This is a genomic window from Variovorax sp. 10N432 (assembly GCF_056394465.1).
The window spans coordinates 177,823-201,801 of sequence record NZ_JBFTHX010000011.1 but is presented as its reverse complement, the minus strand read 5'-3'; the positions used below and the strand labels follow the sequence as shown (position 1 = coordinate 201,801).

Genomic DNA, 23,979 nt, shown 5'->3' with positions numbered 1-23,979 from the left:
TGCATAAACCACGCCCGGCGATGCACAGACCAGGTTGGCGCCGCTGTCCCACTGGGTGCGCTCGCGCTGGTAGTCGCTGCCGCCGGCCTCGACCACGCGCAGCTTCTTGAAGCCGAGCGCCTGGGCCACGACGTCGACGAAGGGCTTGTTCTCGGCATGCAGTTCGACGCCGCTCGGATGGCTGCTCGGACGGTACGAGTAGGTGCGCGTCTGGTTCATGAAGTCCGGCGCCAGCAGCACGCAGTCGCGGTCGGCGAAGGTGAACACGGTGTCGAGGTGCATCGCGGCGCGGATCTTGGGCATGGCCGCGACGATGACGCGCTCGGCTGCGCCCTTCTTGAACAGCGTGGCCGCCAGCTGGCTGATGGCCTGGCGCGAGGTCCGCTCGCTCATGCCGATCAGCACGTTGCCCTTGCCTATCGGCATCACGTCGCCGCCTTCGAGAGTGGCCAGGCCGTGGTCTTCGGTCGGGTCGCCCCACCAGACGTTGACCTTGCCGGCGAAGTCGGGGTGGAACTTGTAGATCGCGGTGGTGAGGATGGTTTCCTCGTGGCGCGCCGGCCAGTACAGCGGGTTCAGCGTCACGCCGCCGTAGATCCAGCAGGTGGTGTCGCGCGTGTAGAGCGTGTTGGGCAGCGGCGGCAGCAGGTATTCGGTGACGCCTGCGGCCTCGCGCACGACCTCCAGCGCCTTGCCGCCGACCGACTCGGGGAAGTCGTTGGTCGACAGCCCGCCGATCAGCGTCTCGGCCAGCTTGCGGTTGTCCAGGCCCTCGAGGTAGCTGCGCAGCTCGTCGATGAAGCCGAGGCCGACCTGGTTGGGCACGACCTGGTTGTCGAGGATCCACTTCTTGCCCTCGGGCACCGCCACCGTCTCGGCCAGCAAATTGTGCATCTCGACCACCTCGACGCCGCGGTCGCGCATCTTGGTGACGAAGTCGAAGTGGTCGCGCTTGGCGTTCTCGACCCACAGCACGTCGTCGAACAGCAGCTGGTCGCAGTTGCTCGGCGTCAGGCGCGAATGGGCCAGGCCGGGGGCGCACACCATCACCTTGCGCAGCTGCCCGACTTCCGAGTGCACGCCGAAGGTTGTCTCTTTCGCTTCTTTGGTCGCCATGATGTTCTCCAGGAATCCGATGAGTGAACGGTATATCCAGCCTGTGACTAGATGGTGATGGTGCCGGTCGCGAGCCCGTAGATGCCCACCACGGCACCCACTGCCGCGACCAGGAAAATGACCCAGTCAGTGACCGTGAAGACGGTCTTGTCCTGCTCGCGCCGGGCCCAGATATAGAGCAGCGTGCCGGGCGCATAGAGCACCGCCGACAGCAGGATGAACTTGAGGCCGCCGGCGTAGATCATGAAGACCGTGTAGATCACCGCCACCGACGCCATGACCAGGTCGCGCGTGCGCTCCTCGGGGCGCAGTTCGTACGTCTCTGCGCGCTTCGAGATCATGAAACCGTAGGCGGCCACGAACAGGTACGGGATCAGCGCCATCGCGCTGGTGAGGTTCAGCATCAGCGCGAAGGCATCGTTCGAGAAGTAGGTGGTGATCACCAGCAGCTGGACGATGATGTTCGACAGCCACAGTGCGTTGGCCGGCACCTGGTTGGCGTTCTCCCTGGCGAAGATCGCCGGCATGTCCTTGGTCTTCGCCGCGGTGAACAGCACCTCGGCGCAGATCAGCGACCAGGCCAGGTAGGCACCCAGCACCGAGATGATCAGCCCGACACTCACGAAGATGGCACCCCAATGGCCAACCACCGCCTCCAGCACCGCGGCCATCGAGGGCTGGCGCATGCCGGCGATGTCCGCGCGCTGCAGCGCCGCATAGGGCAGCATCGTCACCAGCACCATCAGGCCGGTGACGCCGATGAAGCCCAGGATGGTGGCCTTGCCGACGTCCGCGCGCTCCTTGGCAAAGCGCGAATAGACGCTGGCGCCCTCGATGCCGAGGAACACGAACACCGTGACCAGCATGGTGGCGCGCACCTGCTCGAAGATCCCGCCCTCCAGCCCGCCGCCGTACAGGTTGGCGCTGAACAGGTCCATCTTGAAGGCGAAGGCCAGGAGCACGATGAAGACCAGGATCGGGATGATCTTGGCGACCGTGACCACGCTGTTGATGAAGGCCGCCTGCTTGATGCCGCGCAGGATCATGAAGTGGAACAGCCAGATGCCCACCGAGGCGACCACGATCGCCACCACCGTGTTGCCGTCGCCGAAGATCGGAAAGAAGGCGCCCAGCGTGGACTTGATGAGCACCCAGTACGACACGTTGCCGATGCAGCTGCCGATCCAGTAGCCGAAGGCCGACAGGAAGCCGGGGTAGTCGCCGAAGCCGGCCTTGGCATAGGCGAAGACGCCGGCGTCGAGGTCGGGCTTGCGTTCGGCCAGCGACTGGAAGACCCGCGCCAGCATGTACATGCCGGTGCCGGCGATGAGCCATGCGATGACGGCGCCGAGCGGGCCGGTCGCGTTCGCGAAGGTGCGAGGCAGGGAAAAGATCCCCGCGCCGACCATCCCGCCCACCACCATCGCGGTGAGCTGCATGCGCGACATCTTCTGGTCAGTCGAAGCCATTCCTACTCCTTGTTCTTCTATGCGAAATGTTTCGGCTGCAGGATTGATCCGTCAATGGGGTTTGTCAAGGCGCACGCATACGCACGCTGCGGAGTCCGGGTGGGCACGAACTCCCACACCAGGCAGGCACCGACCTCGCACAGGTTGTCCTTGCGGCGCAGCAGCACGCTGTTGTCGAGCCATGCCCCTTTTTTGGGCATTGAACACGGACCCTTCCGCGTCGGCAATCCGGACGAAAAGGACAGTACGTCTTGACAATGCCGGCAACTCTGCCCTCTCGGCCACCGCGCTGATCCAAACGACAGCAGGCCGCGTAGAAGCGACCGGGGCACCGCGTCGGTGCCGACCGTTCGAGGAAATGCGGGCATGCCGAATCACATCGCAGGAGCGATCAGCTGGGTCGAGAAGGGGCGGGTGCCGGACCGCGTCGTGCGTTTCGGCATCCGTCGACTGCTGAAAGACCGACTGGCCGAAATGAAAGCCGGCGACAGGGCCGCCACCGCCCGGCTGACGCGCGAATTCATCGCCGCGATGCACGGCGCAGAGTTGGCACCCCTGGCCGACAAGGCCAACGAACAGCACTACGAACTGCCGGCGGGCTTCTTCGCGGAGGTGCTTGGCAACCACCGCAAATACAGCAGCGGCTACTGGCCCGCCTCCGACTTCACGCTCGACCAGGCCGAGGCCGCGGCGCTCGCGCAGACATGCGAGCGCGCCGGGCTGGCCGATGGCCAGGACGTGCTGGAGCTGGGATGCGGCTGGGGCTCGCTGAGCCTGTGGATGGCCGAGCGCTATCCGGCCAGCCGGATCACCGCGCTGTCGAATTCGCAGAGCCAGCGTCAACACATCGAGGCCGAGGCCCGGCGCCGCGGCCTGCGCAACCTGTGGGTCGTCACCCGGGACATCAATGCCTTCGACACCCACGAGCGCTTCGATCGGATCGTCTCGGTGGAGATGTTCGAGCACCTGCGCAACTGGCCGAGGGCCTTCGCGCGTGTCTCGCGCTGGCTGGCGCCGCACGGCCGCTTCTTCATGCATGTCTTCACGCATCAGGAGGCGCCCTATGCCTTCGCGGCGCGCGACGACAGCGACTGGATGAGCCGCCACTTCTTCTCGGGCGGCATGATGCCGAGCGACGACCTGGCGGCGCGCTGCCAGGACAGCCTGCGGTTGGTGGAACAGTGGCGCTGGGACGGCACGCATTACCAGCGAACGGCTGAAGCCTGGCTTCGCAACATGGACCGGCGGGCGCAAGCCCTGCGCCCGCTGTTCGCGGCCACCTACGGCGCCGAGGCCGACATCTGGTGGAACCGGTGGCGCGTGTTCTTCATGTCGGTGGCCGAGCTGTTCGGCTTTGCCGGCGGCCGGCAGTGGGGCGTGAGCCACTACCTGTTCGAGAACGCGCAGCGCGATGCTTGAAAGATCGGCGCTGCCGCATGTCGCATTCGTCGGCCTGGCCGGGCTGGCATTGATCGTCGGCCTCGCGCTGCTCACCTGGCTGGCCAGCCTGCGCCAGCGCGACGCCAGCCTGGCGGACCGCGCCTGGCCGGCCTTCATGGGCGGCGCGACGCTGGTCTACGCGGCACTGCTGCCCGCCTCCGGCGTGCGCAGCCTCTGCATGGTGGTGCTCGCCCTCGCCTGGTCGCTGCGGCTGGGTATCTACATCACGCTGCGCAACCGGGGCCACGGCGAAGACCGCCGCTACCGGCAGATGCGCGAGCGCAACCAGCCGAATTTCGGATTCAAGAGCCTGTACCTGGTGTTCGGATTGCAGGCGCTGCTGGGATGGACCGTCACGGCGCCGCTGCTGGTCGGCATGGCGGGAACCCGCCCCTTCGGCCGGCTCGATGCGGCGGGGTTCGCGCTGGCGGCCTTCGGCGTCGTCTTCGAGGCGGTCGCCGATGCCCAGATGGCGCGTTTCAGGTCCCTTCCAGCGCAGCGCGCACGCGTGATGGACCGCGGCCTGTGGCGCTACAGTCGGCATCCCAACTATTTTGGCGAAGCTTGCGTCTGGTGGGGGGTCTGGCTGATGGCCCTGTCCGCCGCCGGGTGGGCGGGTGCCTGGTCCGTCATTTCGCCTGCGCTCATGACGTTCCTGCTGCTGCGCGTGTCCGGCGTCAGCCTGCTCGAGCAGGACATCGCCGAGCGCCGGCCCGCCTACCGGGACTACATCGCGCGCACCAACGCCTTCATCCCCGGCCCGCCGCGCAAGGACCCCGCATGACATTCAGACAATTCGCCATCGCCTATGGCGCCACCGCCGCGGTCTTCCTGACGCTCGACGCCATCTGGCTGAGCCTGATGGCGGATCGCCTGTACCGGCCGGCCCTGGGCCACATCATGCTGGAGCGCTTCGCGCTGGCTCCCGCCATCGGCTTCTATGCGATCTACATCCTGGGCGTGGTGGTGTTCGCGGTGGCTCCCGCGCTTCGGCAGCGCAACTGGCCGGCGGCGCTCGGCTTGGGCGCCCTGCTCGGGCTCGTCGCCTATGCGACCTACGACCTCACCAACCAGGCGACGCTGAAGGGCTGGCCCTGGCCGGTGACGTTGGCCGACCTGTGCTGGGGCACGGCCGTGACCGGCGTGTCGGCGGCGGCGGCCTGCTGGACGGCTGCCCGCTGGGGTGGCCGAGCTGCGGGCTGAAGCGGCTGCACGCCGCTCCGACTACATCCCGACCAGCGACCCCAGCATGCGGGCAATCGCGCCCTGAAACATCACGCGCCCCTCGACCGAGGCCAGGCAGATGCATTCGCCGGCCGCCAGCACCTTGGGCTGGTGATGGATGTCGCCGTCGGCCTCGTCGAAATCGCCCGGACCGAACAAGGCCCGGCCATCATGGAAGGCACCGTGCAGCACCTGGGTCAGCTCGCTCCGGCTGTGGGTGTGGAAGGGCAGCTCCTTGCCGGCGCCGATGCGCAGCAGAAAGACATTGGCCGCGGGGTCGTAAGGCACGGTGACCCGACTCCAGCGCATGCCGGGCCCGAGCCAGCGCCAGGCCGTGGCGCTGCAGCCATGGAGCGCGCGAGGCCACGACATGCCCGCGGGCAGCGCTGGCCGGCTGCTGCGCCGAGGCGCCGCCTTGGCTTTCGGCGCCGGGGGCGGCGCGTCGATCGCCGCCATGGCTTCGGCGAGCGACTGCGAAGGCAGCACCGCGGGGGCCAACTGCTCCAGCATGGCGCCGCCGATCGATTCGAGCTCGCGCAGGCGGGCCTGGCACTCGGCACACCCTTCCACATGGCTGGCGACCAGCAGCGAATGCCCGCTGGAAAGGGTGCCGGCCGCCTGGGCCAGCAAGAGTCCGTCGTCCGGATGATGGTGGATCATGGTTCAAGCTCGTCGAGCAAACGACGCAGGTGGTTCACGGCCAGCCGCACGCGGGACTTGACCGTGCCGAGGGGAATGCCCAGGTCTTGCGCGATCCGGGCATGGGGCTGATCCTCGTAGAAAGAAAGATGCAGCACTTGCGCCTGCTCGGCGGACAGCCGGGAAAGCGCTTCGCGCACGCTGCGCTCGCGGCGCCCGGCGCGCAACTGCTCGTCGAGCGGCGGGGCGGTGTCGGGCAGTTCGGCGCCGTCGTTGTCTTCGCCATCGACGAACACGCCTTGGCCCTGGCGCCGGAAATGGTCCACCCGCAGGTTGCGCGCGATGGTGAAGATCCAGGTCGACACGCCGGCCTGGCGCGGATCGAACATCGCCGCCTTGCGCCAGACGCTGACGAGGGTTTCCTGGGCCAGCTCCTCGGCCAGTCCCTCGGCACTGCCGCCGCGCATCAGGTAGGCCTTGACGCGCGGCGCGAAATGGCGAAAAAGCACGGCGAACGCCTGCCGGTCGCCCTTTTCGGCCACGGCCCGCAGCAGCTCGCTGAGTTCTTCGCTAGTCGGCATCGCTCCCCGGTTCTGATGCAGCGTCAGGATGGACCGGCTGGGCGGCCTGGGCAGGTCAGGCCTCGCGGCCGCTGCGGAGGACTGTCGCGCGGTGTTCATGGCCTTTGGTACGCACCAGGCCCGAAATTAGATCACAGCGATTTGCCGAAAAGTAATCCAAAGGCCGGCGGCCGGCGTAGAAGCCCGGGACCACCAGTGCCAGGATCGCCCGCCATGACAACCCATTTCGCGCCCGACGGCGTCTCCGCCACCCGCGCCGCCGACCGGCCCGCCCTCGACATCGCGGTGATCGGCAGCGGCATCTCTGGCCTTGCGGCCGCCTGGCTGCTGTCGCAGAAGCACCGTGTCACGCTGTTCGAGGCCGACCAGCGGGCCGGCGGCCACAGCCACACGGTCGACGTGCCGGCCATCGGCGGCCCGATCGCGGTCGACACCGGCTTCATCGTCTACAACGAGGCCGCCTATCCGAACCTGAGCGCGCTGCTGGCCCACTTGAAAGTGCCGACCCAGCCTTGCGAGATGTCCTTCGGGGTCAGCCTCGACGACGGCGCCCTGGAGTATTCGGGCAGCGGCCTGCGCGGCCTTTTCGCGCAGCCGAGCAACCTGGCGAGCCCGCGCTTCTGGTCGATGCTGCGCGACCTGGTCCGCTTCTACCGCCAGGCCCCCGGCGACGCCGAGCGCATCGGCATGATGCCGCTGGACGCCTACCTCGACCAGCGCGGCTACGGACGCGCCTTCCGCGACGATCACCTGTACCCGATGGCGGCGGCCATCTGGTCGACGCCGGCGGCACAGATCGGCAGCTATCCGACCGAGGCCTTCGTGCGCTTCTGCGAGAACCACCAGCTGCTCCATCTCGGCCAGCGCGATGCCTGGCGCACCGTGCAGGGTGGCAGCCGCAGCTACGTGCGGCGGATCACCGGCCTGCTCGGCGAACGGCTGCGGCTGGACAGCGCCGCGATCGAGGTGCGGCGCGGCGAGCAATGCGCCTTCGTGCGGTCCGCGCTCGGCGCCGAGGCCGAGCGCTTCGACCACGTGGTGATCGCGACCCACGCCGACCAGGCGCTGCGCCTGCTGCCCGACGCGAGCCTGGACGAGAAGCGCTTGCTCGGCGCCTTTCGCTACAGCCGCAACCGCGCCGTGCTGCACAGCGACCCGGCGCTGATGCCGCATCGCCGAGCGGTCTGGTCGAGCTGGAACTACGCGGCCGACCGCCGACGCCCGGACGCGTTGAGCGTCACCTACTGGATGAACCGGCTGCAAGGCATTCCCGAGGCCACGCCACTGTTCCTGACCTTGAATCCGATGCGAGACCCCGCCGCCGGCCACCTGATCCGCAGCGAGGTCTACGAGCACCCGATGTTCGATGCGGCGGCGATCCGCGCCCAGGCCGGGCTCTGGTCGCTGCAGGGCCGCGGCCGCACCTGGTTCTGCGGTGCCTACTTCGGCTCCGGGTTCCACGAAGACGGGCTGCAGGCCGGGCTGGCCGTGGCCGAGGCGGTCGGCCAGGTGCGCCGGCCATGGAGCGTCGCCAACGAATCGGGCCGACTCCGGTTGCCGACAGCTGGGTCGACGGTGGCATGAGCCTCCATTCGGCTCTCTACGTCGGCCGCGTGATGCACCAGCGGCTGCGGCCGGTGCGGCATCGGCTGGACTACCGGATGTTCTCGCTCCTGGTGGACGTGGACGAATTGGCCGATCTCGATCGGCGGCTGCGGGTCTTCTCGGTCGATCGCTTCAACCTGTTCAGCCTGCACCAATGCGACTACGGCGACGGCCGCGGCTTGCGCTCCCACGTCGATCGGCAGCTCGCCGCGGCCGGGCTTGGCACGGGCGGCCCGATCCGCCTGCTGAGCATGCCGCGCATCCTGGGCCATGTCTTCAATCCGTTGTCGGTCTATTTCTGCCACCGTGCGGACGGTGCGCTGCAGGCGATCCTGTACGAGGTCAACAACACCTTCGGCGAACGCCACGGCTACCTGATCCCGGTCGACGCCGCCGAAGCCAGCGGCGACTTGATCGCGCAGCAGTGCGACAAGCGCTTCCACGTCTCCCCCTTCCTCGGACTCGAGATGCGCTACGGCTTCCGCGTCGAGCCGCCGCGACCGGACCGGGAGGGGCTGGTCATCGGCGTGAGCGCGAACGACGCCAGCGGCGCGGTGCTGCATGCGCGGCTCGATGCCCGGCGCCGTCCACTCGGCGACGGCGCACTGCTGCGCGTCTTCGTCACCCATCCCCTGCTGGCGCTCAAGGTCGTGGCTGCGATCCACTGGGAAGCGCTGAAGCTGTGGATCAAAGGGGTGCGCCTGCACGCACGCCCAGCACCGCCGGCCACGCCGGTCACCATCATCCAGACCACCAAGGCCAGAGATTCATGAGTGCTTCTTCCTCTTCCTCCAACGGCTTCGCCGCCAACGCGAGCGCCGTCCGCCCGCCCGCCAGACCCGGTGCCGCTGGCGGCGGCCCGCTTCGCAAGCTGCTCGCGCGGCTGCTGCACGGCGTGAGCCATGGTGCGCTCAGCGTGCAGTTGCCGGATGGCGCCCGCCTCGAAGGCCGCGGCGTGGCCGACGGACCGCAGGCCTCGATCACGCTGCATCGCTGGCGCCCGCTGGCCCGGCTGCTGCTGCATGGCGACCTCGGGCTCGCGGCGTCGCACCGCGACGGCGACTGGAGCACGCCCGACCTGACCGCGCTGCTGGAGTTCGGCATCCGCAACGAAGCCAGCTGGGGCCGGGTGCTCGAAGGCTCGTGGTTGGCGCGTCGGCTCGGCGACCTGTTCCGTGCCAGCCGCGCCAACACGCGGCGCGGCAGCCGGCGCAACATCGCCTTCCACTACGACATGGGCAACGACTTCTATGCCCAGTGGCTGGACCCGGCACTGATCTATTCGAGCGCACTCTATGCGACAGGAGACGAGTCGCTCGAAGCCGCGCAGGCGGCGAAGCTCGATCGCATCATCGCCCTGCTCGATTTGCAGCCGCGCTCGACGGTGCTCGAGATCGGCTGCGGCTGGGGCGCCCTGGCCGCGGCGCTGGCCGCCCGCCACGGCGCCCGCGTCACCGGCTTGACGCTGTCGACCGAACAACTCGCGCATGCCCGGGAGCAGGTGCGTGCGCAGGGCCTCGGCGACGTCGACCTGCGCTTGCAGGACTACCGCGACGTGGATGGACGCTACGACCGCATCGTCTCGATCGAGATGCTGGAGGCGGTCGGCGAGCGCTACTGGCCGGTGTACTTCGACACGCTGCGCGAGCGGCTCGCCCCCGGCGGCTCGGGCGTGCTGCAGGTCATCACCATCGCCGAAGACTACTTCGACCGCTACCGGGGCAGCACCGACTTCGTCCAGCGTTTCATCTTCCCGGGCGGCAAGCTGCCGTCGGTGAGCGCGATGACGGCGCACGCCGAGCGCGCCGGACTCAGGCTGCAGACCGCGGAATCGTTCGGCGCGAGCTATGCACTCACCCTGGCCGAATGGCGCCGCCGCTTCCACGCGGCCTGGCCGGCCATCGCCGCACTGGGCTACGACGATGCGTTTCGCCGGCTGTGGGAGTACTACCTGTGCTATTGCGAAGCAGGCTTTCGCAGCGGCCGCGTCGACGTGGGTCTTTTCAGTTTCTCGCACGCCTCGAAGAGCTGATCCGCTGCGCCCGCGCCTGCGTATCAAGAGCAGCCGTCGCGCATCTCGTGGCGGTGCACTCAACCAGGAGCACTCCATGCAGATCAGATTCAAACGCGCCGCTTCCATCGCCCTCGCCGTCTCGCTCGCCGTCGGTGCCGCTTCGGCCATGGCGCAGGTGATGGTCGGCGGCGCGCCGATGCTGCCGACCAAGGACATCATCGACAACGCGGTGAATTCGAAGGACCACACCACGCTGGTGGCGGCGGTCAAGGCCGCGGGCCTGGTCGACACGCTCAAGGGTCCGGGCCCCTTCACGGTGTTCGCGCCGACCAACGAAGCCTTCGCCGCGCTGCCCGACGGCACCGTCGACATGCTGCTGAAGCCGGAGAACAAGGGCAAGCTGACCACCATCCTCACCTACCACGTGGTGCCCGGCAAGATCGACGCCGCGACCTTGCTGAAGCAGATCAAGGACGGCGGCGGCATGGCGTCGCTGAAGACGGTGGCCGGCGGCGCACTGACCGCCAAGACCGCGAACGGCAAGGTGATGGTCGTCGACGCCAACGGCAACGCGGCCAACGTGACCATCGCCGACGTCATGCAGTCCAACGGCGTGATCCACGTGGTCGACAAGGTGCTGCTCCCAAAGTAAGACCCCGGCGCATCGCCACGCTCATCCAATTCACCAGGACAACGCCATGAACTCCAGACAGATCGCCATCGCGGCCCTGTGCGGCCTCTCGGCTTTCGGCGCCCAGGCTTTCCAGGGCGAGCAGAACCCGCTGCCGCCGCCGCCCTTCCAGTCGATGCAATCGCGCGCCGAAGTGCGCGCGCAAGCCCTGCAGCCGATCGCGATCAGCAATGGCGGCACCGGCGTCGCGGCGCGGGTCGACATGGCCGACCGCGCGCAGGTGCGCGCCGGCGCGCGCGCCATCAGCGCCGAAGGCGCCGCGGCCTACGGCGACACGACGACGCGCTGGCGCTAAGCCGGCAGCGCCGGAATCGGCAGGTCGTCGAAGCGCCGGAACTCCTGCAGCGAGAAGCTGCTCTGCACCTGCCTGGCACCCGGCAGGCGGTGCAGCCGGGTGGTCAGCAACTCCGAATAGGCATCGAGGTCCTCGGCCACCACCATCAGCAGGAAGTCGGCGTTGCCGGTGATGCCGTGGAACATCACGACCTGCGGGATCGCCAGCACCGCCTCGACGAACTCGCTCGAGCGCGCCTCGGTCTGGAAGTCGATGCTGATGCTGACGAAGGCCACCACGCCATAGCCCAGCGCCCGGCGGTTCAGCCGTGCGTGGTAGCCATCGATCAGCCCCGACTCCTCCAGCCGCTTGATGCGGCGCCAGCAGGGCGATTGCGAGAGCCCGGTCATCTGCGCCAGCTCGCCGGTGGTCAGGCGGGCGTTCTGCTGGAGGGCGGCCAGCAGCTGGCGGTCCGTGTCGTCCGATTCGACGCGCATAAAAAAACCTCCAATGGATTCTCTCTGGACAAAATTATGCGTCGATGAAAAAACAGTTGGCATGACGATCCTTCGAACGAAGAATCCGGGCCTGGCCTTGCCCTTCTCGACGGACTTCTTCATGACCACCCCCACCACCTCGCTGTTCAGCCATGTCCCGCCCTACGAGGGCGACCCCATCCTTTCGCTGATGGAGGCCTTCCAGGCCGACCCGCGGCCGCACAAGGTCAGCCTCAGCATCGGCGTCTATTTCGACGGCGAAGGCCGCCTGCCGGTGCTGCCTTCGGTGCGGCAGGCCGAGACCGCGCTGTCGCAGGACATCGGTGCCCGGCCCTACCTGCCGATCGAAGGCATCGCGGATTTCCGCGCCGCCGTCCAGCGCCTGCTGTTCGGCGCCGGCCACGAGGCCGTGGCCAGCGGCCGCATCGCCACCCTGCAGACCCTCGGCGGCTCCGGCGGCCTCAAGGTCGGCGCCGACTTCCTGCGCCGCTACTTTCCGGGCGCCGGCGTCTGGGTCAGCGACCCGACGTGGGACAACCATCGCGCCATCTTCGAAGGCGCAGGCCTCGAGGTCCGCAGCTACCCCTACTACGACCCGGCCACCGGCGGCCTCTGCTTCGACCGCATGCTGGCCAGCCTCGATGCCCTGCCGCGTCGCAGCATCGTGCTGCTGCACGCCAGCTGCCACAACCCGACCGGGGTCGATCTATCGAAGACCCAGTGGCAGGCGCTGATCCCGGTGCTGCGCGAACGCGAACTGATTCCATTCGTCGACATCGCCTACCAGGGTTTCGGCGATGGGCTCGACGAAGACGCCTTCGCGCTGCGCGCGCTGGCCGACGCCGGCATCCAGTTCTTCGCCGCCAATTCGTTCTCGAAGAACTTCTCGATGTACGGCGAGCGCTGCGGCGGCCTCAGCGTGGTGTGCAGCGACCGCGCCGCCGCCGACACCGTGCTGGGCCAGTTGAAGGCGACGGTGCGCCGCAACTACTCGACGCCGCCCACGCACGGTGCCCGCGTCATCAGCCGCGTGCTGAACGACCCCGCCCTGTTCGCGCTCTGGCGCGACGAAACGGCCGCCATGCGCCAGCGCATCCGCGCCATGCGCGAACGCCTGCTGGCGGTGCTCGACGAGAAGTTCCAGGGACGGCGCGACTTCGGCTACCTGGTCCGGCAGCGCGGCATGTTCAGCTACACCGGCCTCGACGAGGCCCAGGTGGCACGACTGCGCGACGACCACGCGGTCTACCTGGTGCGCTCGGGCCGGATGTGCCTCTCTGGACTGACCGGCGCCAATGTCGACCACGTGGCGCAGTCGATGGCGGCGGTGCTCGCGTGAAGCAGGTGGTCGACACCGGGCTGCCGCCGCTGGCGCAGCCGTTCTCGTGGGCGGTCAAGGCCAGGGGCCTGCTGTTCACGGCCCACGGGCCGGTGCGCGCCGACGGCAGCATCGACACCGGCACGATCGAGGACCAGGCCCGCCTGACCTTCGGCAACCTGCAGCGCGCGGTTGCCGCCGCCGGCGGCAGCCTCGAAGACGTCACCCAGGTGCTGATCTGCATGACCGATGTCAAGGACATGCCGCAGGTCGATCGCGTCTACCGCGAGTTCTTCGCCCCACCCTATCCGAACCGCTCGAGCATGGGCGTCTCGGGGCTGGTGGTGCCGGGCATGAAGATCGAGATCGTCGCCTACGCGGCGATCGACGACGACTAGGGGTCAGACCCCCGCCTGCTGGTGCCGGAACTCCTGCGTCCTGCCGCCGTAGCCGTAGGCAGCGGCGCGGGCATCGATCAGGTGCACGTACGAGACCTCGTGCAGGTTGCTCCTGAGCGCGGCCATGGCGTCGAAGATCGCGCGCAGGTAGCGCGCCTTCTCGGCCTTGGTGTTGGTCTCGTCGGTGATGCTGATGTCCAGGTGGAAGGCCGACTTCCCGAGTTCGGCGAGCGACTGGCCGCCGATGAACCAGCTCTCGGCGCCGATGTATTGCACCGTGATCGCGATCACGGGCAGCTTCTTGTCGAGCACGGACTGGGTCAGCTCGGCCACCGTATCGACCACCTTGCGCGTGAGCTGCGGGTCGGGCTGGCCGGACAGATGAATGACGATGTGGGGCATGGTGCGTTGCTTTCCTCGTTGATCGAAGGCCCATTGTGAAATTCGCAGATCCTCCTGAAAAGCGGGAAGATATGATACGTGCCATCTGTTTCATGAATGAATGTGCGCATGCAGCCGCTCGATCTCGAACAACTGAAGACCCTGGTCGCCGTGGTCGATGCGGGCAGCCTCACGGCGGCGGCGCCGGTGGTGTTCCTGTCGCAGTCCGCCGTCAGCGAGCAGATGCGCAAGCTCGAAGAGCGCTGCGGCCATGCGCTGCTGACCCGCAGCAAGGCCGGCGTGGCGCCGACGCCCGCGGGCCTTCGCCTGCTCGACCATGCCCGGCGCCTGCTCGCCGCCAGCGACGAGGCCCTGCGCGACCTGAGCGGCGAGACGCTGCAGGGCGAGCTGCGGCTGGCCGTCACCGACTATTTCCGGCCCGGTGATCTGAGTCGGCTCCTGAGCCGGCTCGGGCAGGACTACCCGCAGCTGCGCCTGCACGTCAGCGTGCTGCAGGGCAGCGCCATGGAGGCCGCCTTCGGCCGCGGCGATTTCGATATCGGCCTCGCGATGCGGATCAATCCCGCGGCCCCCCGGGCCGGCGCCCGCGGGCCCGCCTCGCCATGGCGTCGCGAAGCGCTCGCCTGGGTCGGCGCCGAGGGCCTTCGCATCCGGCGAGGCGAGCCGCTGCGGCTGCTGGTGCTGCCCGACAGCTGCTCGCTGCACCAGTTCACGGTCCGGCTGCTGCGCCAGCGGCGCGTGCCGCATGCGGTGGCGCACGTCGCCTCGGGCGTGGCGGGCCTGCAGTCGGCCCTGGCGGCGGGGCTGGGCGTGGCCTGCCTCAACGAATCGGCGCTGTGCCCCGGTGTGGCCCGGCTGCCGGCGCCGCACGGCCTGCCGGCGCTGCCGCGGGTCGCTTTCCAGTTCCTGCCGGCACGGCGCGGCGAAGCCGAGCTGGTCACGCGCGTGCGCGAGCTGCTGGCCTCCCAGCTGGGCTGAACCGGCTGCCTTTAAAGTCGACCCATGACAGCTCAGTACAGGACATCCATCGGCCGCCGGGCGGCAGCCATCGCCTGCGCCGTGGCGGGCGCGCTGCTGGTCGGCTGTGCGTCGACATCGTCACCGCCGCCGAAGCGGGCAACGCCGGCCGCCGCCCCCTCGGAGGCGGCTTCCAGCCCCGGCGCCCGCGCCAACCCCAGCCCCCGCGCCGAGTCTTCGCGCAGCGCCAAGGCAGCCAAGCCCAAGCAGGACAAGGCGCAGCCGCGCGCCCGCGCCGACAAGCCGCAAGCCACGGCCAAGGTCGACCGCAGCTTCCTGCGGCCCTCGAGCGGCGCGGTCGTGTCGCGCTTCGACGGCGGCTCGAACAAGGGCGTTGACTTCGGCGGCGCCAAGGGCGATCCGGTCCGAGCCGCCGGCGACGGCAAGGTGGTCTTCGCGGCCGCCACGCTGCGCGGCTACGGCCGGCTGGTCATGATCAAGCACGACGCCACCTACATGTCGGCCTACGCCCACAACAGCGAGCTGCTGGTGAAGGAAGGGCAAGCCGTCAAGCGGGGCCAGGTCATCGCCCGCATGGGCAACACCGAATCGACCACCGTCAAGCTGCACTTCGAGCTGCGCCGCAACGGCAGCGCGATCGACCCGATGCCGTTCCTTACGGCCAGCGGGGGCGGTGCGAATACCGCCGACGACTGAGCGCCCCCGCGCAGGGGTTCACTGGATGATCCGGTCGGCCCGGTTCAGCACCGCCCGCGGAATGATCACGCCGAGGCGCTTGGCGGTCTGCAGGTTGATCAGCAGCTCGAACTTGGTCGGCTGCTCGATCGGCAGGTCCGCCGGCCGGGCGCCCTTCAGGATCCGGTCGACATAGCGGGCGCCGTCTTTGCCTTCCATGCCGTAGCCGGGCCCGTAGGCCATCAGGCACCCGTTCTCGGCATAGTCGCCGCGGGCACAGATCGACGGCAGCTTGTGGGCGATCGCCAGTTCCGCGATCTGCCGCTGGTTCGAATTGGCGACCGGGTTCAGCGTCACCCACACGGCGGCGCTGCGCGCCTTGACGGCTGCGTCGAAGGCCTCGGCATAGCTGTCCGGGCTGCTGGCTTCCATCGAGTAGAGCTGGAGGCCGAGTTTCTCGGCCGGCACCTGGCTGGCCTCCCATTGGGGCACGGAGCCGGGCGCGCGAGGGTCCCACAGCACCGCCACCCGGGTGATGCCCGCCAGGGTCTCTTTCAGGATCTCCAGCCGCTTGCCGGTGAGGATCGCCGCCACGTTGGTGATGCCCGTGCTGTTGCCGCCGGGCCGCGCCAGGCTTTCGGCGAGCCCGGTGGCGATCGGGTCGGTGACGCCCATGAAGACGATCGGCACGGTCCGGGTCGCCTTGCTGGCCGCCTGCGCCGCATTGGTCGTGACGGCGACGAGCACGTCGATATCGAGCCGGACCAGTTCGTCGGCCAGGCCCGACAGGCGCTGCAGGTCCTGGCTCTCGTGACGGTACTCGATCAGGATGTTCTGACCTTCGACATAGCCAAGATCGCGGAGCCCGCGGCGAAACGCCTCCAGCCGCGGCGCGTCGGCGCTGGCCGAGACGGCCGCCAGGTAACCCAGGCGCGGAATCTTCTTCTGCTGCTGGGCCCGCGCCAGCGGCCCGGCGACCGCCAGCGCCATGCAAAGAAGAATCCACCACCACCACCTGCTGCGCATCACGTCACTCCTCGGGGCCGGCAGCCGCGCCCAGCGATTTTGCGCCGCCGCGGGCGTCGCGAGCGCGATGGGCAGGTCGGCCATGAGGCCTAGGCGGCCGGGCTTCCCATCGCGCAGGCGACGGGTGTCCAATCGACAGGCCATGACGGCCCCGGATTCGTTTCCCGCCTCGCTCTCGGGCGAGCTTGCCTCGACGGCCCACAGCCGGCGCTCGGCCCATTTGCCGCCGGGCACGCGCGACGTCCACCGGGGCCGCCTGTTCCGCAAGTACCTGCTGCTGATCCTGTCGCTGGTGACCACGGTGCTGCTGGCATCGAGCGCCATCAGCCTCTATTTTTCCTACCAGGAGAACAAGTCGGCCCTCGCCAGCCTGCAGCATGAAAAAGCGCTGGGTGCGGCGTCGCGCATCGAGCAGTACGTGCAGCAGGTGTCGGAGCAGCTGGCCTACGCCTCGCTGGCCCAGCTCGAGGCCTCGGACCTGGAGTCCCGGCGGGCGGAATTCTGGCGGCTGCTGCGCCAGGCGCCCGAGGTCACCGACATCGCGCTGCTCGACAGCACCGGGCGCGAGCAGATCGAGGTCTCGCGGGTCGGCATGGACGTGCTGGGCTCCGGCCGCAACCGGGCGTCGGAGGCCGCCTTCCGGGGCGCCCTGCCCGACGCGCCCTGGTTCGGCCCGGTGTACTTCAACCGCGGCACCGAGCCCTACATGGCGGTCGCGATCCGCTCCGGCGGGCCCAAGGGGCCGGTCACGATTGCCGAGCTCAACCTGAAGTTCATCTGGGAGGTGGTCTCGCGCATCCACATCGGCGAAGCGGGCAAGGCCTACGTGGTCGACAGCAACGGCCTGCTGGTGGCCGACCCCGACATCGGCCTGGTGCTGCGCAAGACCAGCCTGGCCGCATTGCCGCATGTGCAGGCGGCGGCCGGCGGTGTGCCGCAGGGCCAGGCGATGGTGTCGCGCGACCTGCAGGGCGCCTCGGTCCTGACCTCGATGGCGCCGATCCAGCCGCTGGGCTGGAAGGTGTTCGTCGAGCAGCCGATCGGCGAGGTCTACGCCAAGCTCAACGACTCGTTCCTGCGCGCCGCGGTGCTGCTGCTGGCGGGGCTGGCGATCTCGGCACTGGCGGCGTCGCTGCTGGCGCGCAGCATGGTGCGGCCGATCCGCACCTTGGCGCGCGGCGCGCGGCGCATCGGCCAGGGCGACCTCAACCAGCAGATCGAGGTCAGCACCGGCGACGAGCTGGAAGGCCTGGCCCACCAGTTCAATCGCATGTCGGCCCAGCTGCGCGAGTCCTACGGCGAGCTGGAGCGCAAGGTCGAGCAGCGCACCGCCGAGCTGAGCGCAGCGCTCGAGCACCAGACCGCCACAGCCGAGATCCTGCGCGTGATCAGCCGCTCCCCGACCGACCTGCAACCAGTCCTGCAGGCCGTGGCCGAGCGTTCGGCGGCGCTTTGCCGCGCCTATGGGTGCAGGATCTGGCTGCCGGAGGAAGACCACCTCCGCTCCATGACCGGCTACCTGGGCGTGCGGGGCGACGAGGCCGTGGCGGGCCGCGACGAGGTCCTGCCGCTGACCCGCGGATCGGTGGTCGGCCGCGCTTTTGCCGAGCGCCGGACCGTCCATGTGCAGGACGTCACCCGGCTGTTCGATGCGGAGTATCCGGATTCGCGCGAACCCCAGAGCCGCCACGGATTCCGGACCGTGCTGGCCGTTCCGATGGTGCGCGACGGCGCATCGGCCGGCGTCATCGCCGTGATGCGCCGGCAGGTCCAGCCGTTCTCGAATGCCGAGGTCAGGCTGGTCGAGACCTTCGCCGACCAGGCGGTGATCGCGATCGAGAACGCGTGGCTGTTCCGCGAGATCGAGGAGAAGAGCCGCCAGATCGAAGTGGCCAACCAGCACAAGTCGGAGTTCCTGGCCAACATGTCGCACGAGCTGCGCACGCCCCTGAACGCCATCATCGGTTTCTCCGAGGTGCTGACCGAGCGGACCTTCGGCGCCGTCAATGACAAGCAGATGGAATACCTGCGCGACATCCATTCGTCCGGGCAGCACCTGCTGACCCTGATCAACGACGTCCTGGATCTGTCGAAGATCGAGGCCGGACGGATGGAGCTGGACCTGAGCTGCTTCGACCTCGGCCTGCTGCTGGAGAACGCCCTGACGCTGGTGCGCGAACGCGCGCAGCGCAGCGGCCTCTGGCTGTCGCTCGAAGTCGGCGACGGACTCGCCGAATGGGTCGCGGATGCGCGCAAGGTCAAGCAGGTGGTGGTGAACCTGCTGTCGAACGCGGTCAAGTTCACGCCGGCCGGCGGCCAGGTGCGGCTCATGGCGCGGCGCATCGAGGGCGCCGACGGCCACGCCATGGCCGAGGTGAGCGTCGCCGACACCGGCGTCGGCATCGCGCCCGAAGACCATGAATGGGTGTTCGACGAGTTTCGCCAGGCCGGCGACGACTACTTGCGCAAGGCCGAGGGCACCGGCCTGGGCCTGTCGCTCGCGCGGCGTTTCGTCGAGCTCCATGGCGGCACGCTGGCGCTCGACAGCCGCCTGGGCGAAGGCGCCACCTTCACCTTCGTTTTGCCGCTGATGACACGCGAGGCCGTCGAATGAATGCACAAGCGAACGCCCATATCCTGGTGGTCGACGATGTCGACAAGAACGTCCGGCTGCTCGCGGACATCCTGACCGCGCGCGGCTATCGGACCAGCACGGCCGCCTCGGGCGAAGAGGCCCTGGCGCGCATTGCCGACGACCCGCCCGACCTGGTGCTGCTGGACGTGATGATGCCGGGCATGAACGGCTATGACGTCTGCCGTGCCATCCGCGCCGACCCGGCCCAGGCGGTGCTGCCGGTGGTGCTGGTGACGGCGCTGAACCCCGAGCAGGAGCGCGTGAACGGCCTGAACGCCGGGGCCGACGACTTCCTGAGCAAGCCGATCCATCAGGCTGAACTGCTGGCCCGCGTGCGTTCCCTGCTGCGCGTGAAGACGCTGTACGACGAGGTCCAGCGGCAGCGGGCCGAACTGCTGGCCTGGAACCGCACGCTCGAGCAGCGCGTCGCGGAAAGCGTGCAGCAGCTGGAGCGCGTCGGCCAGCTCAAGCGATTCTTCTCGCCCCAGCTGGCGCAGGCGATCATCGCCGGCGGCGCCGACGATCCGCTCAAGAGCCACCGGCGCGAGATCACCGTCGTCTTCCTGGACCTGCGCGGCTTCACCGCCTTCACCGAGACCGCCGATCCCGAGGAGGTGATGGCGGTGCTGGCGCAATACCATGCTGCGATGGGCCGGCTGGTGCTCGACCATCAAGGCACGCTGGAGCGCTTCTCGGGCGACGGCATGATGATCTTCTTCAACGATCCGCAGCCCATGGACGACGCGCCCGCCCGGGCCTTGCGGATGGCGGTCCAGATGCAGCGCGAGATGGCGGCCCTCAGCGGGCAATGGCGCCGGCGCGGCTACGACCTGCACATGGGCATCGGCATCGCGCAGGGCTTCGCCACGCTGGGCGGCATCGGCTTCGACGGCCGCATCGACTACGGCGCCATCGGCACCGTCACCAACCTGGCGGCCCGCCTTTGCGGTGAAGCGGCGGGTGGCGAGATCCTGGTCTCTCAACGCATCAAGGCGGCCTTGCACGACATGGCGCTCGAGGCCGAATGGTCGATCGAGGCGGTCGGCGAGATCGAGCTCAAGGGCTTCCATCGCAAGGTGGCCGCCTGGCGCGTGTTCGGCGGGGTGGATCGCTGAGACGGCTGTTCAGGGCGCCCGCAGCAGGACCACCACTTCGGAGGTCAGCACGATCCAGCCCATGATCAGCAGCAGCCAGGCCGGCGGCCAGGCCAGGCGCTGAAGCAGCACGAGGATCGCGTAGAGCAGCATCGCCGCATTGTCCGGGCGACACTGCGGCGGGGGAATACCACCGAAGGGGGAGGCTGGCAGTCAGCGGCCGGACAGCGAACCCGAGGCCGTGTCGAAGCCCAGGGTCGTGGCGCATTCCCGCGCCAGGGCGGCCGAGCGAGACACCTGCTCGGTCATCCGGTCGTTCAGGTGCCTTCCGCCGCGCCATGCCATCCAGACCCACCCCGCCGACACGGCGATCAGGCTGGCGCCAAGCCAGATCAGGTGAACGAACTCCATCGACAAGCTCCTCGTATTGGAGGCGCGAGTCTGTCTGCAAGGCGCGTCATCGACATCCTACGGATTGGGGATGCGACGCAAGGCCGGGCCCCGTCTCGATACGGGTATGTCCCGAGCAATTCGTTAATTTAAATAACTATTCTGCGCTTCTCGCTCTGCCCGTTTCGTTGCCCACGCAACAAGCAAAGCGCGGCGCGAACAGCGAGGAATCGCTGCAAAGAATAGTTAACCACAGGAGACATCATGGAGTCCCACGCCACGTTGAAGGTCTTGATTGCGGGTGCCCTGTCCGCTGCCGCTGTGAGCGGTTGCGGCGGCGGGGGCGGCGGATTTTCGTTGCCGATCGCAAGCGCCCCCGCCCCTGCCCCCGCGCCCGCGCCAGCCGCTCCTCCGCCGCCTTCCGCATCGGCGCAGCCGCCGCTTCTCAACAACCCCGACGCCGCGGCCGGCTGCGCTGCGGTGGCGACGCTGGCGTCCGAACTGTCGGCGACCGGTCGCAAGGTCAGCATCACGTCCACCACGCTGTCGAAGACCACCGCCACCGACGCGAACGGCAATCCGCAGACCTATTGCGCCGTGGTCGGCACCATCAACGGCGGCCGGACGGGCTTCAAGGCCGCCGGCCAGACCGACGCGCAGACCACCTATGCGATCGGCTTCCAGATCAACCTGCCCAGCACGTGGAACAGCCGCCTCTTCTTCAGCGGCGGCGGCGGAACGGACGGATCCATCCCCAACACGACGGGCGTCATCACCAATGCCGAGGCGGTCAATCCGCTGCTTTCCGGCTACGCGACCGTATCGGACGACAGCGGGCACAGCGACAGCATCAACAGCGACCCGAACAACGCCGGCAGCTCGGCCTTCGGCCTCGATCCGCAGGCGCGCCTGGACTTCGGCTACAACGCCATCGGCCAGACCAAGCAGCTCGCCAACCAGTTGATCACGCGCTACTACGGCAAGAAGCAGGACTACGCCTATTTCATGGGCTGCTCCGAGGGCGGGCGCGAGGCGATGATGGTGTCGCAGCGCTTCGGCGACGAGTTCGACGGCGTCGTGGCCGGCGACCCCGGCTCCGATCTGCCCAAGGCGTGGCTGGCGGAAGCCTGGGACACCCAGCAGTTCGCTGCGGCAGCGGCCGCACAGCAATTGTTCGAGAGTGCCGGCCCAGGGGCCGGCACCACGCCCCTTCTCTCCTCGGCTTTCACGATGCCGCAATGGAAGGCCATGCAGACGGCGATCCTCGCCAAATGCGATGCCGACGACGGCCTGGTCGACGGCATGATCAACAAGTCATGCAACTTCGACGTCAGCACGCTGGCCTGCGGCGCCACGGGCGCGCCGGCGGATTGCCTCGTCCCGGCACAGGTCACGGCCATGCAGAAGGTCATGGGCGGCCCGAAGAACAGCGCCGGCACCGCGCTCTACGCGGACTGGCCGTGGGACGCAGGCATCGGCTCGACCGGCTGGCTGATCTGGAAGGTGGGAATCCCCGGCTTCGGCGCACCGGGCGTGAACGGCGCGATCAATGTGACGCTCGGCGGTGGCGCCGGTCCGCTGGTCTTCACCACGCCGCCCACGCAAGGCCTGTCGACCGCGAACTCGCTGGTGCAATACCAGTTGCATTTCGACTGGGACAACGACGCACCGAAGATCACCACCACCAGCGGCATCTACGGCACATCGGCCTATGACTTCATGGGCACGCATTCGACCGACCTGTCCACTTTCAAGAACAAGGGCGGCAAGCTGATCGTCTATCACGGCACCAGCGATCCGGTGTTCTCGTTCAACTACACGGCCAACTGGTACAGCGCGCTGAGTCAGACCGCCGCCAACGGCACGGTCAAGGACTTCGCACGGCTCTTTGCCGTCCCCGGCATGAACCATTGCAGCGGCGGTCCGGCAACCGATTCGTTTCCGGCCTTCACGGCGGTCGTGAACTGGGTCGAAAAAGGACAGGCGCCGGACCGGCTGATCGCGCGTTCCAGCACCACGACACCGGCCCAGTTCGGCTGGACGCTGCCGACAGGGGCGACGACCCGGGTACGGCCGCTGTGCCCCTATCCGCAGTACGCGAAGTACACCGGCGCGACAGGCACTTCGCAGACTGCGCTGGCAGCGCAGAACGATCCGGCCAACTACGTCTGCACGCCCTGAAGCGCTCCTGCGTGCCGGCATGACCGGCAGAAGGCGGCCGCTACACTGGCCGCCGACATGACGGCACGCACCTCAACCCCTACGCACGAGCCCGCCGTGCATTCCCCTCGCGGCGGCCTGGAGGACGAGCGCATGCGCCGGCTTCTCGGCTACAGCCTCGTGCAGGCAGCGATCCCCACGACCAACCTGTTCCTCAAGCACGTGGGGGAGCCATTCGATCTCCGGCGGGTCGAATATTCGCTGCTCGTGCTGGTCGACTCGAACCGCGATGTCGCCCCGAAACAGCTGGCGCGCGCGCTCGCCGTGTCAGTGCCCTACCTCACGGTGACGCTCGACCGGCTGGAGGCCCGCGGCTTGCTGAGTCGCAGCCGCAGCGAAGTCGATCGGCGCTCGCAGCATGTGCGGCTGACCCGCAAGGGCGCCGACCTGGTCAAGAAGGCGGAGGCGGTCGCCCTGTCGATGGAGAAGGAACTTCTGGGCCATCTGACGCCAGGCGAAAGTGCTTTGCTCTTCGAGTTGCTGCAGCGCGTGTCCGCGCATCGACGCGGCTGAGTCAGAACACGCGGAGTCGCTTCAGCCCGGCAGGACGACCGGTTCGTCGAGTGCCGAGTAGTGGGGCCGCGATTCGTACACCAGTTTCCTGTACTGAGGCCCCAGCGCATTGAAGATGAACCCCATCTTGTAGTTCGTCCTCTCAAGATGGTAGTTCGCGCTCTTGAGCAAAGGCACGATGGCCTCGGTGTAGGCAACCGGACCGGTCGTGTAGAAGACCCCTTCGGGGCCTACGCCGAACCGTTCGACCGTGTAGTTCTCGATGTTGTTCAGCACGTGTTCGATGACGGCTCTGAGAATGACGTGGCGGGGCGCAGCGGCCACATACCAGTTCTGGAACTCGCCTTGCGGGAAGTTCGAGAAGTGCCCGCCCCATCCGGGATGCGTTCCATCCGGCCCGTTGTCCCAGTGCGAAAGCAGATACTCGTGACTTGAAACGATGTCGTCGAGCCTCTTGGTCAAGCCGCTCTTGAGGTCCAGGTAGACGCCGCCCACCCTGTAGATCAACAGATAGCGAAAGAAGTCCGCCCGCGCAGCCCCGTACCGGGGATTGATCCTGTCATACGCCTTCTGGATCCGCGGGTCGTAGTTCTTGCGGATGAATTCGACGCAGGCGTTGTCATCGTAGAACTCGTAGCGCCAGCCCGGGTTCTGAACCTGAAGCTTCCGGACGTGCTCGGCCAGCTCCGCGGGAAGCGCGGCATGGGCATTGGTCTGATGCAATATCCTGGGTATGCGGGTAAGCAATGGCTTTTGAAGCATGCGTCGTCGAGAAGCTCA

At 68.2% G+C, this 23,979-nt stretch carries 26 protein-coding genes; 16 read left to right on the top strand and 10 right to left on the bottom strand.

Annotated elements, in window-relative coordinates; all coding sequences use genetic code 11:
- Positions 1–1,047, bottom strand: a 1,047-nt coding sequence (locus tag AC1DF3_RS15755; protein ID WP_478140124.1) for an arginine deiminase, incomplete at its 3' end; no start/stop codon positions are given.
- Positions 1,048–1,163: 116 nt separating this feature from the next.
- Positions 1,164–2,585 (bottom strand): basic amino acid/polyamine antiporter, encoded by a 1,422-nt coding sequence (locus tag AC1DF3_RS15750; RefSeq protein WP_478140120.1) that lies wholly within the window; start codon positions 2,583–2,585, stop codon positions 1,164–1,166.
- A 366-nt stretch (positions 2,586–2,951) separates the two neighbouring features.
- Here AC1DF3_RS15750 and AC1DF3_RS15745 point away from each other — a divergent pair, with 366 nt between their 5' ends.
- From AC1DF3_RS15745 to AC1DF3_RS15735, 3 genes are read left to right on the top strand one after another with little or no spacing between them, the layout of a single operon-like run.
- Positions 2,952–4,004, top strand: a complete 1,053-nt coding sequence (locus tag AC1DF3_RS15745) for an SAM-dependent methyltransferase (RefSeq protein ID WP_478140119.1) — start codon at positions 2,952–2,954, stop codon at positions 4,002–4,004.
- Positions 3,997–4,809: a DUF1295 domain-containing protein gene (locus tag AC1DF3_RS15740; RefSeq protein WP_478140118.1), complete on the top strand. Its 813-nt coding sequence runs from the start codon at positions 3,997–3,999 to the stop codon at positions 4,807–4,809. The genes AC1DF3_RS15745 and AC1DF3_RS15740 overlap by 8 nt, the downstream gene beginning before the upstream one ends.
- Complete coding sequence (locus tag AC1DF3_RS15735; RefSeq protein ID WP_478140117.1) at positions 4,806–5,228, top strand: DUF2177 family protein; 423 nt, start codon at positions 4,806–4,808, stop codon at positions 5,226–5,228. Before AC1DF3_RS15740 ends, AC1DF3_RS15735 begins: the two co-directional genes overlap by 4 nt.
- Before the next feature lie 21 nt (positions 5,229–5,249).
- On the opposite strand, the gene AC1DF3_RS15730 is transcribed toward AC1DF3_RS15735, so the two are convergent.
- Entirely contained in the window at positions 5,250–5,909 is a 660-nt protein-coding gene (locus AC1DF3_RS15730) for a ChrR family anti-sigma-E factor (RefSeq protein ID WP_286537983.1), read from the bottom strand.
- Entirely contained in the window at positions 5,906–6,568 is a 663-nt protein-coding gene (locus AC1DF3_RS15725) for a sigma-70 family RNA polymerase sigma factor (RefSeq protein ID WP_478140116.1), read from the bottom strand. The genes AC1DF3_RS15730 and AC1DF3_RS15725 overlap by 4 nt, the downstream gene beginning before the upstream one ends.
- A gap of 114 nt (positions 6,569–6,682) precedes the next feature.
- On the opposite strand from AC1DF3_RS15725, the gene AC1DF3_RS15720 reads away from it, so the two are divergent.
- From AC1DF3_RS15720 to AC1DF3_RS15700, 5 genes are all read left to right on the top strand, one after another.
- Positions 6,683–8,053, top strand: a complete 1,371-nt coding sequence (locus AC1DF3_RS15720) for an NAD(P)/FAD-dependent oxidoreductase (RefSeq protein ID WP_478140115.1) — start codon at positions 6,683–6,685, stop codon at positions 8,051–8,053.
- Positions 8,050–8,847, top strand: coding sequence for a DUF1365 domain-containing protein (locus AC1DF3_RS15715; protein WP_478140114.1), 798 nt, complete (start codon positions 8,050–8,052; stop codon positions 8,845–8,847). The genes AC1DF3_RS15720 and AC1DF3_RS15715 overlap by 4 nt, the downstream gene beginning before the upstream one ends.
- The gene (locus AC1DF3_RS15710; protein ID WP_478140113.1) at positions 8,844–10,106 is read left to right on the top strand and encodes a class I SAM-dependent methyltransferase; all 1,263 of its coding nucleotides are present in this window, start codon (positions 8,844–8,846) and stop codon (positions 10,104–10,106) included. The genes AC1DF3_RS15715 and AC1DF3_RS15710 overlap by 4 nt, the downstream gene beginning before the upstream one ends.
- Before the next feature lie 76 nt (positions 10,107–10,182).
- Positions 10,183–10,740 (top strand): fasciclin domain-containing protein, encoded by a 558-nt coding sequence (locus AC1DF3_RS15705; protein WP_478140112.1) that lies wholly within the window; start codon positions 10,183–10,185, stop codon positions 10,738–10,740.
- A 46-nt stretch (positions 10,741–10,786) separates the two neighbouring features.
- Positions 10,787–11,074 carry a DUF4148 domain-containing protein gene (locus AC1DF3_RS15700; RefSeq protein WP_478140111.1) on the top strand — a complete coding sequence of 96 codons (288 nt, stop codon included), beginning with the start codon at positions 10,787–10,789 and terminating at the stop codon, positions 11,072–11,074.
- On the opposite strand, the gene AC1DF3_RS15695 is transcribed toward AC1DF3_RS15700, so the two are convergent.
- A complete protein-coding gene (locus AC1DF3_RS15695; RefSeq protein WP_286537972.1) occupies positions 11,071–11,550 on the bottom strand; it encodes an Lrp/AsnC family transcriptional regulator in 480 nt (159 codons plus the stop codon). The genes AC1DF3_RS15700 and AC1DF3_RS15695 overlap by 4 nt on opposite strands.
- Positions 11,551–11,692: 142 nt before the next feature.
- On the opposite strand from AC1DF3_RS15695, the gene AC1DF3_RS15690 reads away from it, so the two are divergent.
- Together AC1DF3_RS15690 and AC1DF3_RS15685 are read left to right on the top strand one after the other, a co-directional pair.
- Positions 11,693–12,889 carry an amino acid aminotransferase gene (locus AC1DF3_RS15690; protein WP_478140123.1) on the top strand — a complete coding sequence of 399 codons (1,197 nt, stop codon included), beginning with the start codon at positions 11,693–11,695 and terminating at the stop codon, positions 12,887–12,889.
- Positions 12,886–13,266, top strand: coding sequence for a RidA family protein (locus AC1DF3_RS15685; protein ID WP_286537969.1), 381 nt, complete (start codon positions 12,886–12,888; stop codon positions 13,264–13,266). The genes AC1DF3_RS15690 and AC1DF3_RS15685 overlap by 4 nt, the downstream gene beginning before the upstream one ends.
- Positions 13,267–13,269: 3 nt before the next feature.
- On the opposite strand, the gene AC1DF3_RS15680 is transcribed toward AC1DF3_RS15685, so the two are convergent.
- The gene (locus AC1DF3_RS15680; protein WP_286537967.1) at positions 13,270–13,668 is read right to left on the bottom strand and encodes a tautomerase family protein; all 399 of its coding nucleotides are present in this window, start codon (positions 13,666–13,668) and stop codon (positions 13,270–13,272) included.
- A 108-nt stretch (positions 13,669–13,776) separates the two neighbouring features.
- Here AC1DF3_RS15680 and AC1DF3_RS15675 point away from each other — a divergent pair, with 108 nt between their 5' ends.
- Together AC1DF3_RS15675 and AC1DF3_RS15670 are read left to right on the top strand one after the other, a co-directional pair.
- Positions 13,777–14,646, top strand: a complete 870-nt coding sequence (locus AC1DF3_RS15675; RefSeq protein WP_286537966.1) for a LysR family transcriptional regulator — start codon at positions 13,777–13,779, stop codon at positions 14,644–14,646.
- A 24-nt stretch (positions 14,647–14,670) separates the two neighbouring features.
- Complete coding sequence (locus tag AC1DF3_RS15670) at positions 14,671–15,342, top strand: M23 family metallopeptidase (RefSeq protein ID WP_286537965.1); 672 nt, start codon at positions 14,671–14,673, stop codon at positions 15,340–15,342.
- 18 nt (positions 15,343–15,360) lie between these two features.
- Here the strand turns inward: AC1DF3_RS15670 and AC1DF3_RS15665 are convergent, their stop codons facing one another.
- Positions 15,361–16,431 carry an ABC transporter substrate-binding protein gene (locus tag AC1DF3_RS15665; protein WP_478140110.1) on the bottom strand — a complete coding sequence of 357 codons (1,071 nt, stop codon included), beginning with the start codon at positions 16,429–16,431 and terminating at the stop codon, positions 15,361–15,363.
- Between the two features lie 58 nt (positions 16,432–16,489).
- Here AC1DF3_RS15665 and AC1DF3_RS15660 point away from each other — a divergent pair, with 58 nt between their 5' ends.
- The gene (locus AC1DF3_RS15660; protein WP_286537961.1) at positions 16,490–18,961 is read left to right on the top strand and encodes a sensor histidine kinase; all 2,472 of its coding nucleotides are present in this window, start codon (positions 16,490–16,492) and stop codon (positions 18,959–18,961) included.
- Positions 18,958–20,097, top strand: coding sequence for an adenylate/guanylate cyclase domain-containing protein (locus tag AC1DF3_RS15655; protein ID WP_478140109.1), 1,140 nt, complete (start codon positions 18,958–18,960; stop codon positions 20,095–20,097). The genes AC1DF3_RS15660 and AC1DF3_RS15655 overlap by 4 nt, the downstream gene beginning before the upstream one ends.
- Positions 20,098–20,106: 9 nt before the next feature.
- Here the strand turns inward: AC1DF3_RS15655 and AC1DF3_RS15650 are convergent, their stop codons facing one another.
- Together AC1DF3_RS15650 and AC1DF3_RS15645 are read right to left on the bottom strand one after the other, a co-directional pair.
- Positions 20,107–20,229 (bottom strand): hypothetical protein, encoded by a 123-nt coding sequence (locus AC1DF3_RS15650; RefSeq protein WP_286523703.1) that lies wholly within the window; start codon positions 20,227–20,229, stop codon positions 20,107–20,109.
- A gap of 60 nt (positions 20,230–20,289) precedes the next feature.
- On the bottom strand, positions 20,290–20,487 hold the full coding sequence (locus tag AC1DF3_RS15645) for a hypothetical protein (protein ID WP_286537955.1): 198 nt from the start codon (positions 20,485–20,487) through the stop codon (positions 20,290–20,292).
- A gap of 243 nt (positions 20,488–20,730) precedes the next feature.
- Between AC1DF3_RS15645 and AC1DF3_RS15640 the strand changes: the two genes are divergently transcribed.
- Together AC1DF3_RS15640 and AC1DF3_RS15635 are read left to right on the top strand one after the other, a co-directional pair.
- A complete protein-coding gene (locus AC1DF3_RS15640; protein ID WP_478140108.1) occupies positions 20,731–22,647 on the top strand; it encodes a tannase/feruloyl esterase family alpha/beta hydrolase in 1,917 nt (638 codons plus the stop codon).
- Between the two features lie 57 nt (positions 22,648–22,704).
- Positions 22,705–23,199 carry a MarR family winged helix-turn-helix transcriptional regulator gene (locus AC1DF3_RS15635; protein WP_478140107.1) on the top strand — a complete coding sequence of 165 codons (495 nt, stop codon included), beginning with the start codon at positions 22,705–22,707 and terminating at the stop codon, positions 23,197–23,199.
- A gap of 21 nt (positions 23,200–23,220) precedes the next feature.
- Here the strand turns inward: AC1DF3_RS15635 and AC1DF3_RS15630 are convergent, their stop codons facing one another.
- Positions 23,221–23,922: a glycosyltransferase family 32 protein gene (locus AC1DF3_RS15630; protein ID WP_478140106.1), complete on the bottom strand. Its 702-nt coding sequence runs from the start codon at positions 23,920–23,922 to the stop codon at positions 23,221–23,223.
- Between the last annotated feature and the right edge of the window lie 57 nt (positions 23,923–23,979).

Excerpts from the sequence above, each read along its gene's own strand:
- AC1DF3_RS15660 (WP_286537961.1), top strand. The coding sequence starts at position 16,490 with ATGACGGCCCCGGATTCGTTTCCCGCCTCGCTCTCGGGCGAGCTTGCC.
- AC1DF3_RS15715 (WP_478140114.1), top strand. The coding sequence starts at position 8,050 with ATGAGCCTCCATTCGGCTCTCTACGTCGGCCGCGTGATGCACCAGCGG.
- AC1DF3_RS15710 (WP_478140113.1), top strand. The coding sequence starts at position 8,844 with ATGAGTGCTTCTTCCTCTTCCTCCAACGGCTTCGCCGCCAACGCGAGC.
- AC1DF3_RS15725 (WP_478140116.1), bottom strand. The coding sequence starts at position 6,568 with ATGAACACCGCGCGACAGTCCTCCGCAGCGGCCGCGAGGCCTGACCTG.
- AC1DF3_RS15745 (WP_478140119.1), top strand. The coding sequence starts at position 2,952 with ATGCCGAATCACATCGCAGGAGCGATCAGCTGGGTCGAGAAGGGGCGG.
- AC1DF3_RS15640 (WP_478140108.1), top strand. The coding sequence starts at position 20,731 with ATGGAGTCCCACGCCACGTTGAAGGTCTTGATTGCGGGTGCCCTGTCC.
- AC1DF3_RS15650 (WP_286523703.1), bottom strand. The coding sequence starts at position 20,229 with ATGCTGCTCTACGCGATCCTCGTGCTGCTTCAGCGCCTGGCCTGGCCG.
- AC1DF3_RS15665 (WP_478140110.1), bottom strand. The coding sequence starts at position 16,431 with ATGGCCGACCTGCCCATCGCGCTCGCGACGCCCGCGGCGGCGCAAAAT.
- AC1DF3_RS15695 (WP_286537972.1), bottom strand. The coding sequence starts at position 11,550 with ATGCGCGTCGAATCGGACGACACGGACCGCCAGCTGCTGGCCGCCCTC.
- AC1DF3_RS15740 (WP_478140118.1), top strand. The coding sequence starts at position 3,997 with ATGCTTGAAAGATCGGCGCTGCCGCATGTCGCATTCGTCGGCCTGGCC.
- AC1DF3_RS15700 (WP_478140111.1), top strand. The coding sequence starts at position 10,787 with ATGAACTCCAGACAGATCGCCATCGCGGCCCTGTGCGGCCTCTCGGCT.
- AC1DF3_RS15645 (WP_286537955.1), bottom strand. The coding sequence starts at position 20,487 with ATGGAGTTCGTTCACCTGATCTGGCTTGGCGCCAGCCTGATCGCCGTG.
- AC1DF3_RS15680 (WP_286537967.1), bottom strand. The coding sequence starts at position 13,668 with ATGCCCCACATCGTCATTCATCTGTCCGGCCAGCCCGACCCGCAGCTC.
- AC1DF3_RS15670 (WP_286537965.1), top strand. The coding sequence starts at position 14,671 with ATGACAGCTCAGTACAGGACATCCATCGGCCGCCGGGCGGCAGCCATC.
- AC1DF3_RS15750 (WP_478140120.1), bottom strand. The coding sequence starts at position 2,585 with ATGGCTTCGACTGACCAGAAGATGTCGCGCATGCAGCTCACCGCGATG.
- AC1DF3_RS15735 (WP_478140117.1), top strand. The coding sequence starts at position 4,806 with ATGACATTCAGACAATTCGCCATCGCCTATGGCGCCACCGCCGCGGTC.
- AC1DF3_RS15655 (WP_478140109.1), top strand. The coding sequence starts at position 18,958 with ATGAATGCACAAGCGAACGCCCATATCCTGGTGGTCGACGATGTCGAC.
- AC1DF3_RS15675 (WP_286537966.1), top strand. The coding sequence starts at position 13,777 with ATGCAGCCGCTCGATCTCGAACAACTGAAGACCCTGGTCGCCGTGGTC.
- AC1DF3_RS15730 (WP_286537983.1), bottom strand. The coding sequence starts at position 5,909 with ATGATCCACCATCATCCGGACGACGGACTCTTGCTGGCCCAGGCGGCC.
- AC1DF3_RS15635 (WP_478140107.1), top strand. The coding sequence starts at position 22,705 with ATGACGGCACGCACCTCAACCCCTACGCACGAGCCCGCCGTGCATTCC.
- AC1DF3_RS15705 (WP_478140112.1), top strand. The coding sequence starts at position 10,183 with ATGCAGATCAGATTCAAACGCGCCGCTTCCATCGCCCTCGCCGTCTCG.
- AC1DF3_RS15720 (WP_478140115.1), top strand. The coding sequence starts at position 6,683 with ATGACAACCCATTTCGCGCCCGACGGCGTCTCCGCCACCCGCGCCGCC.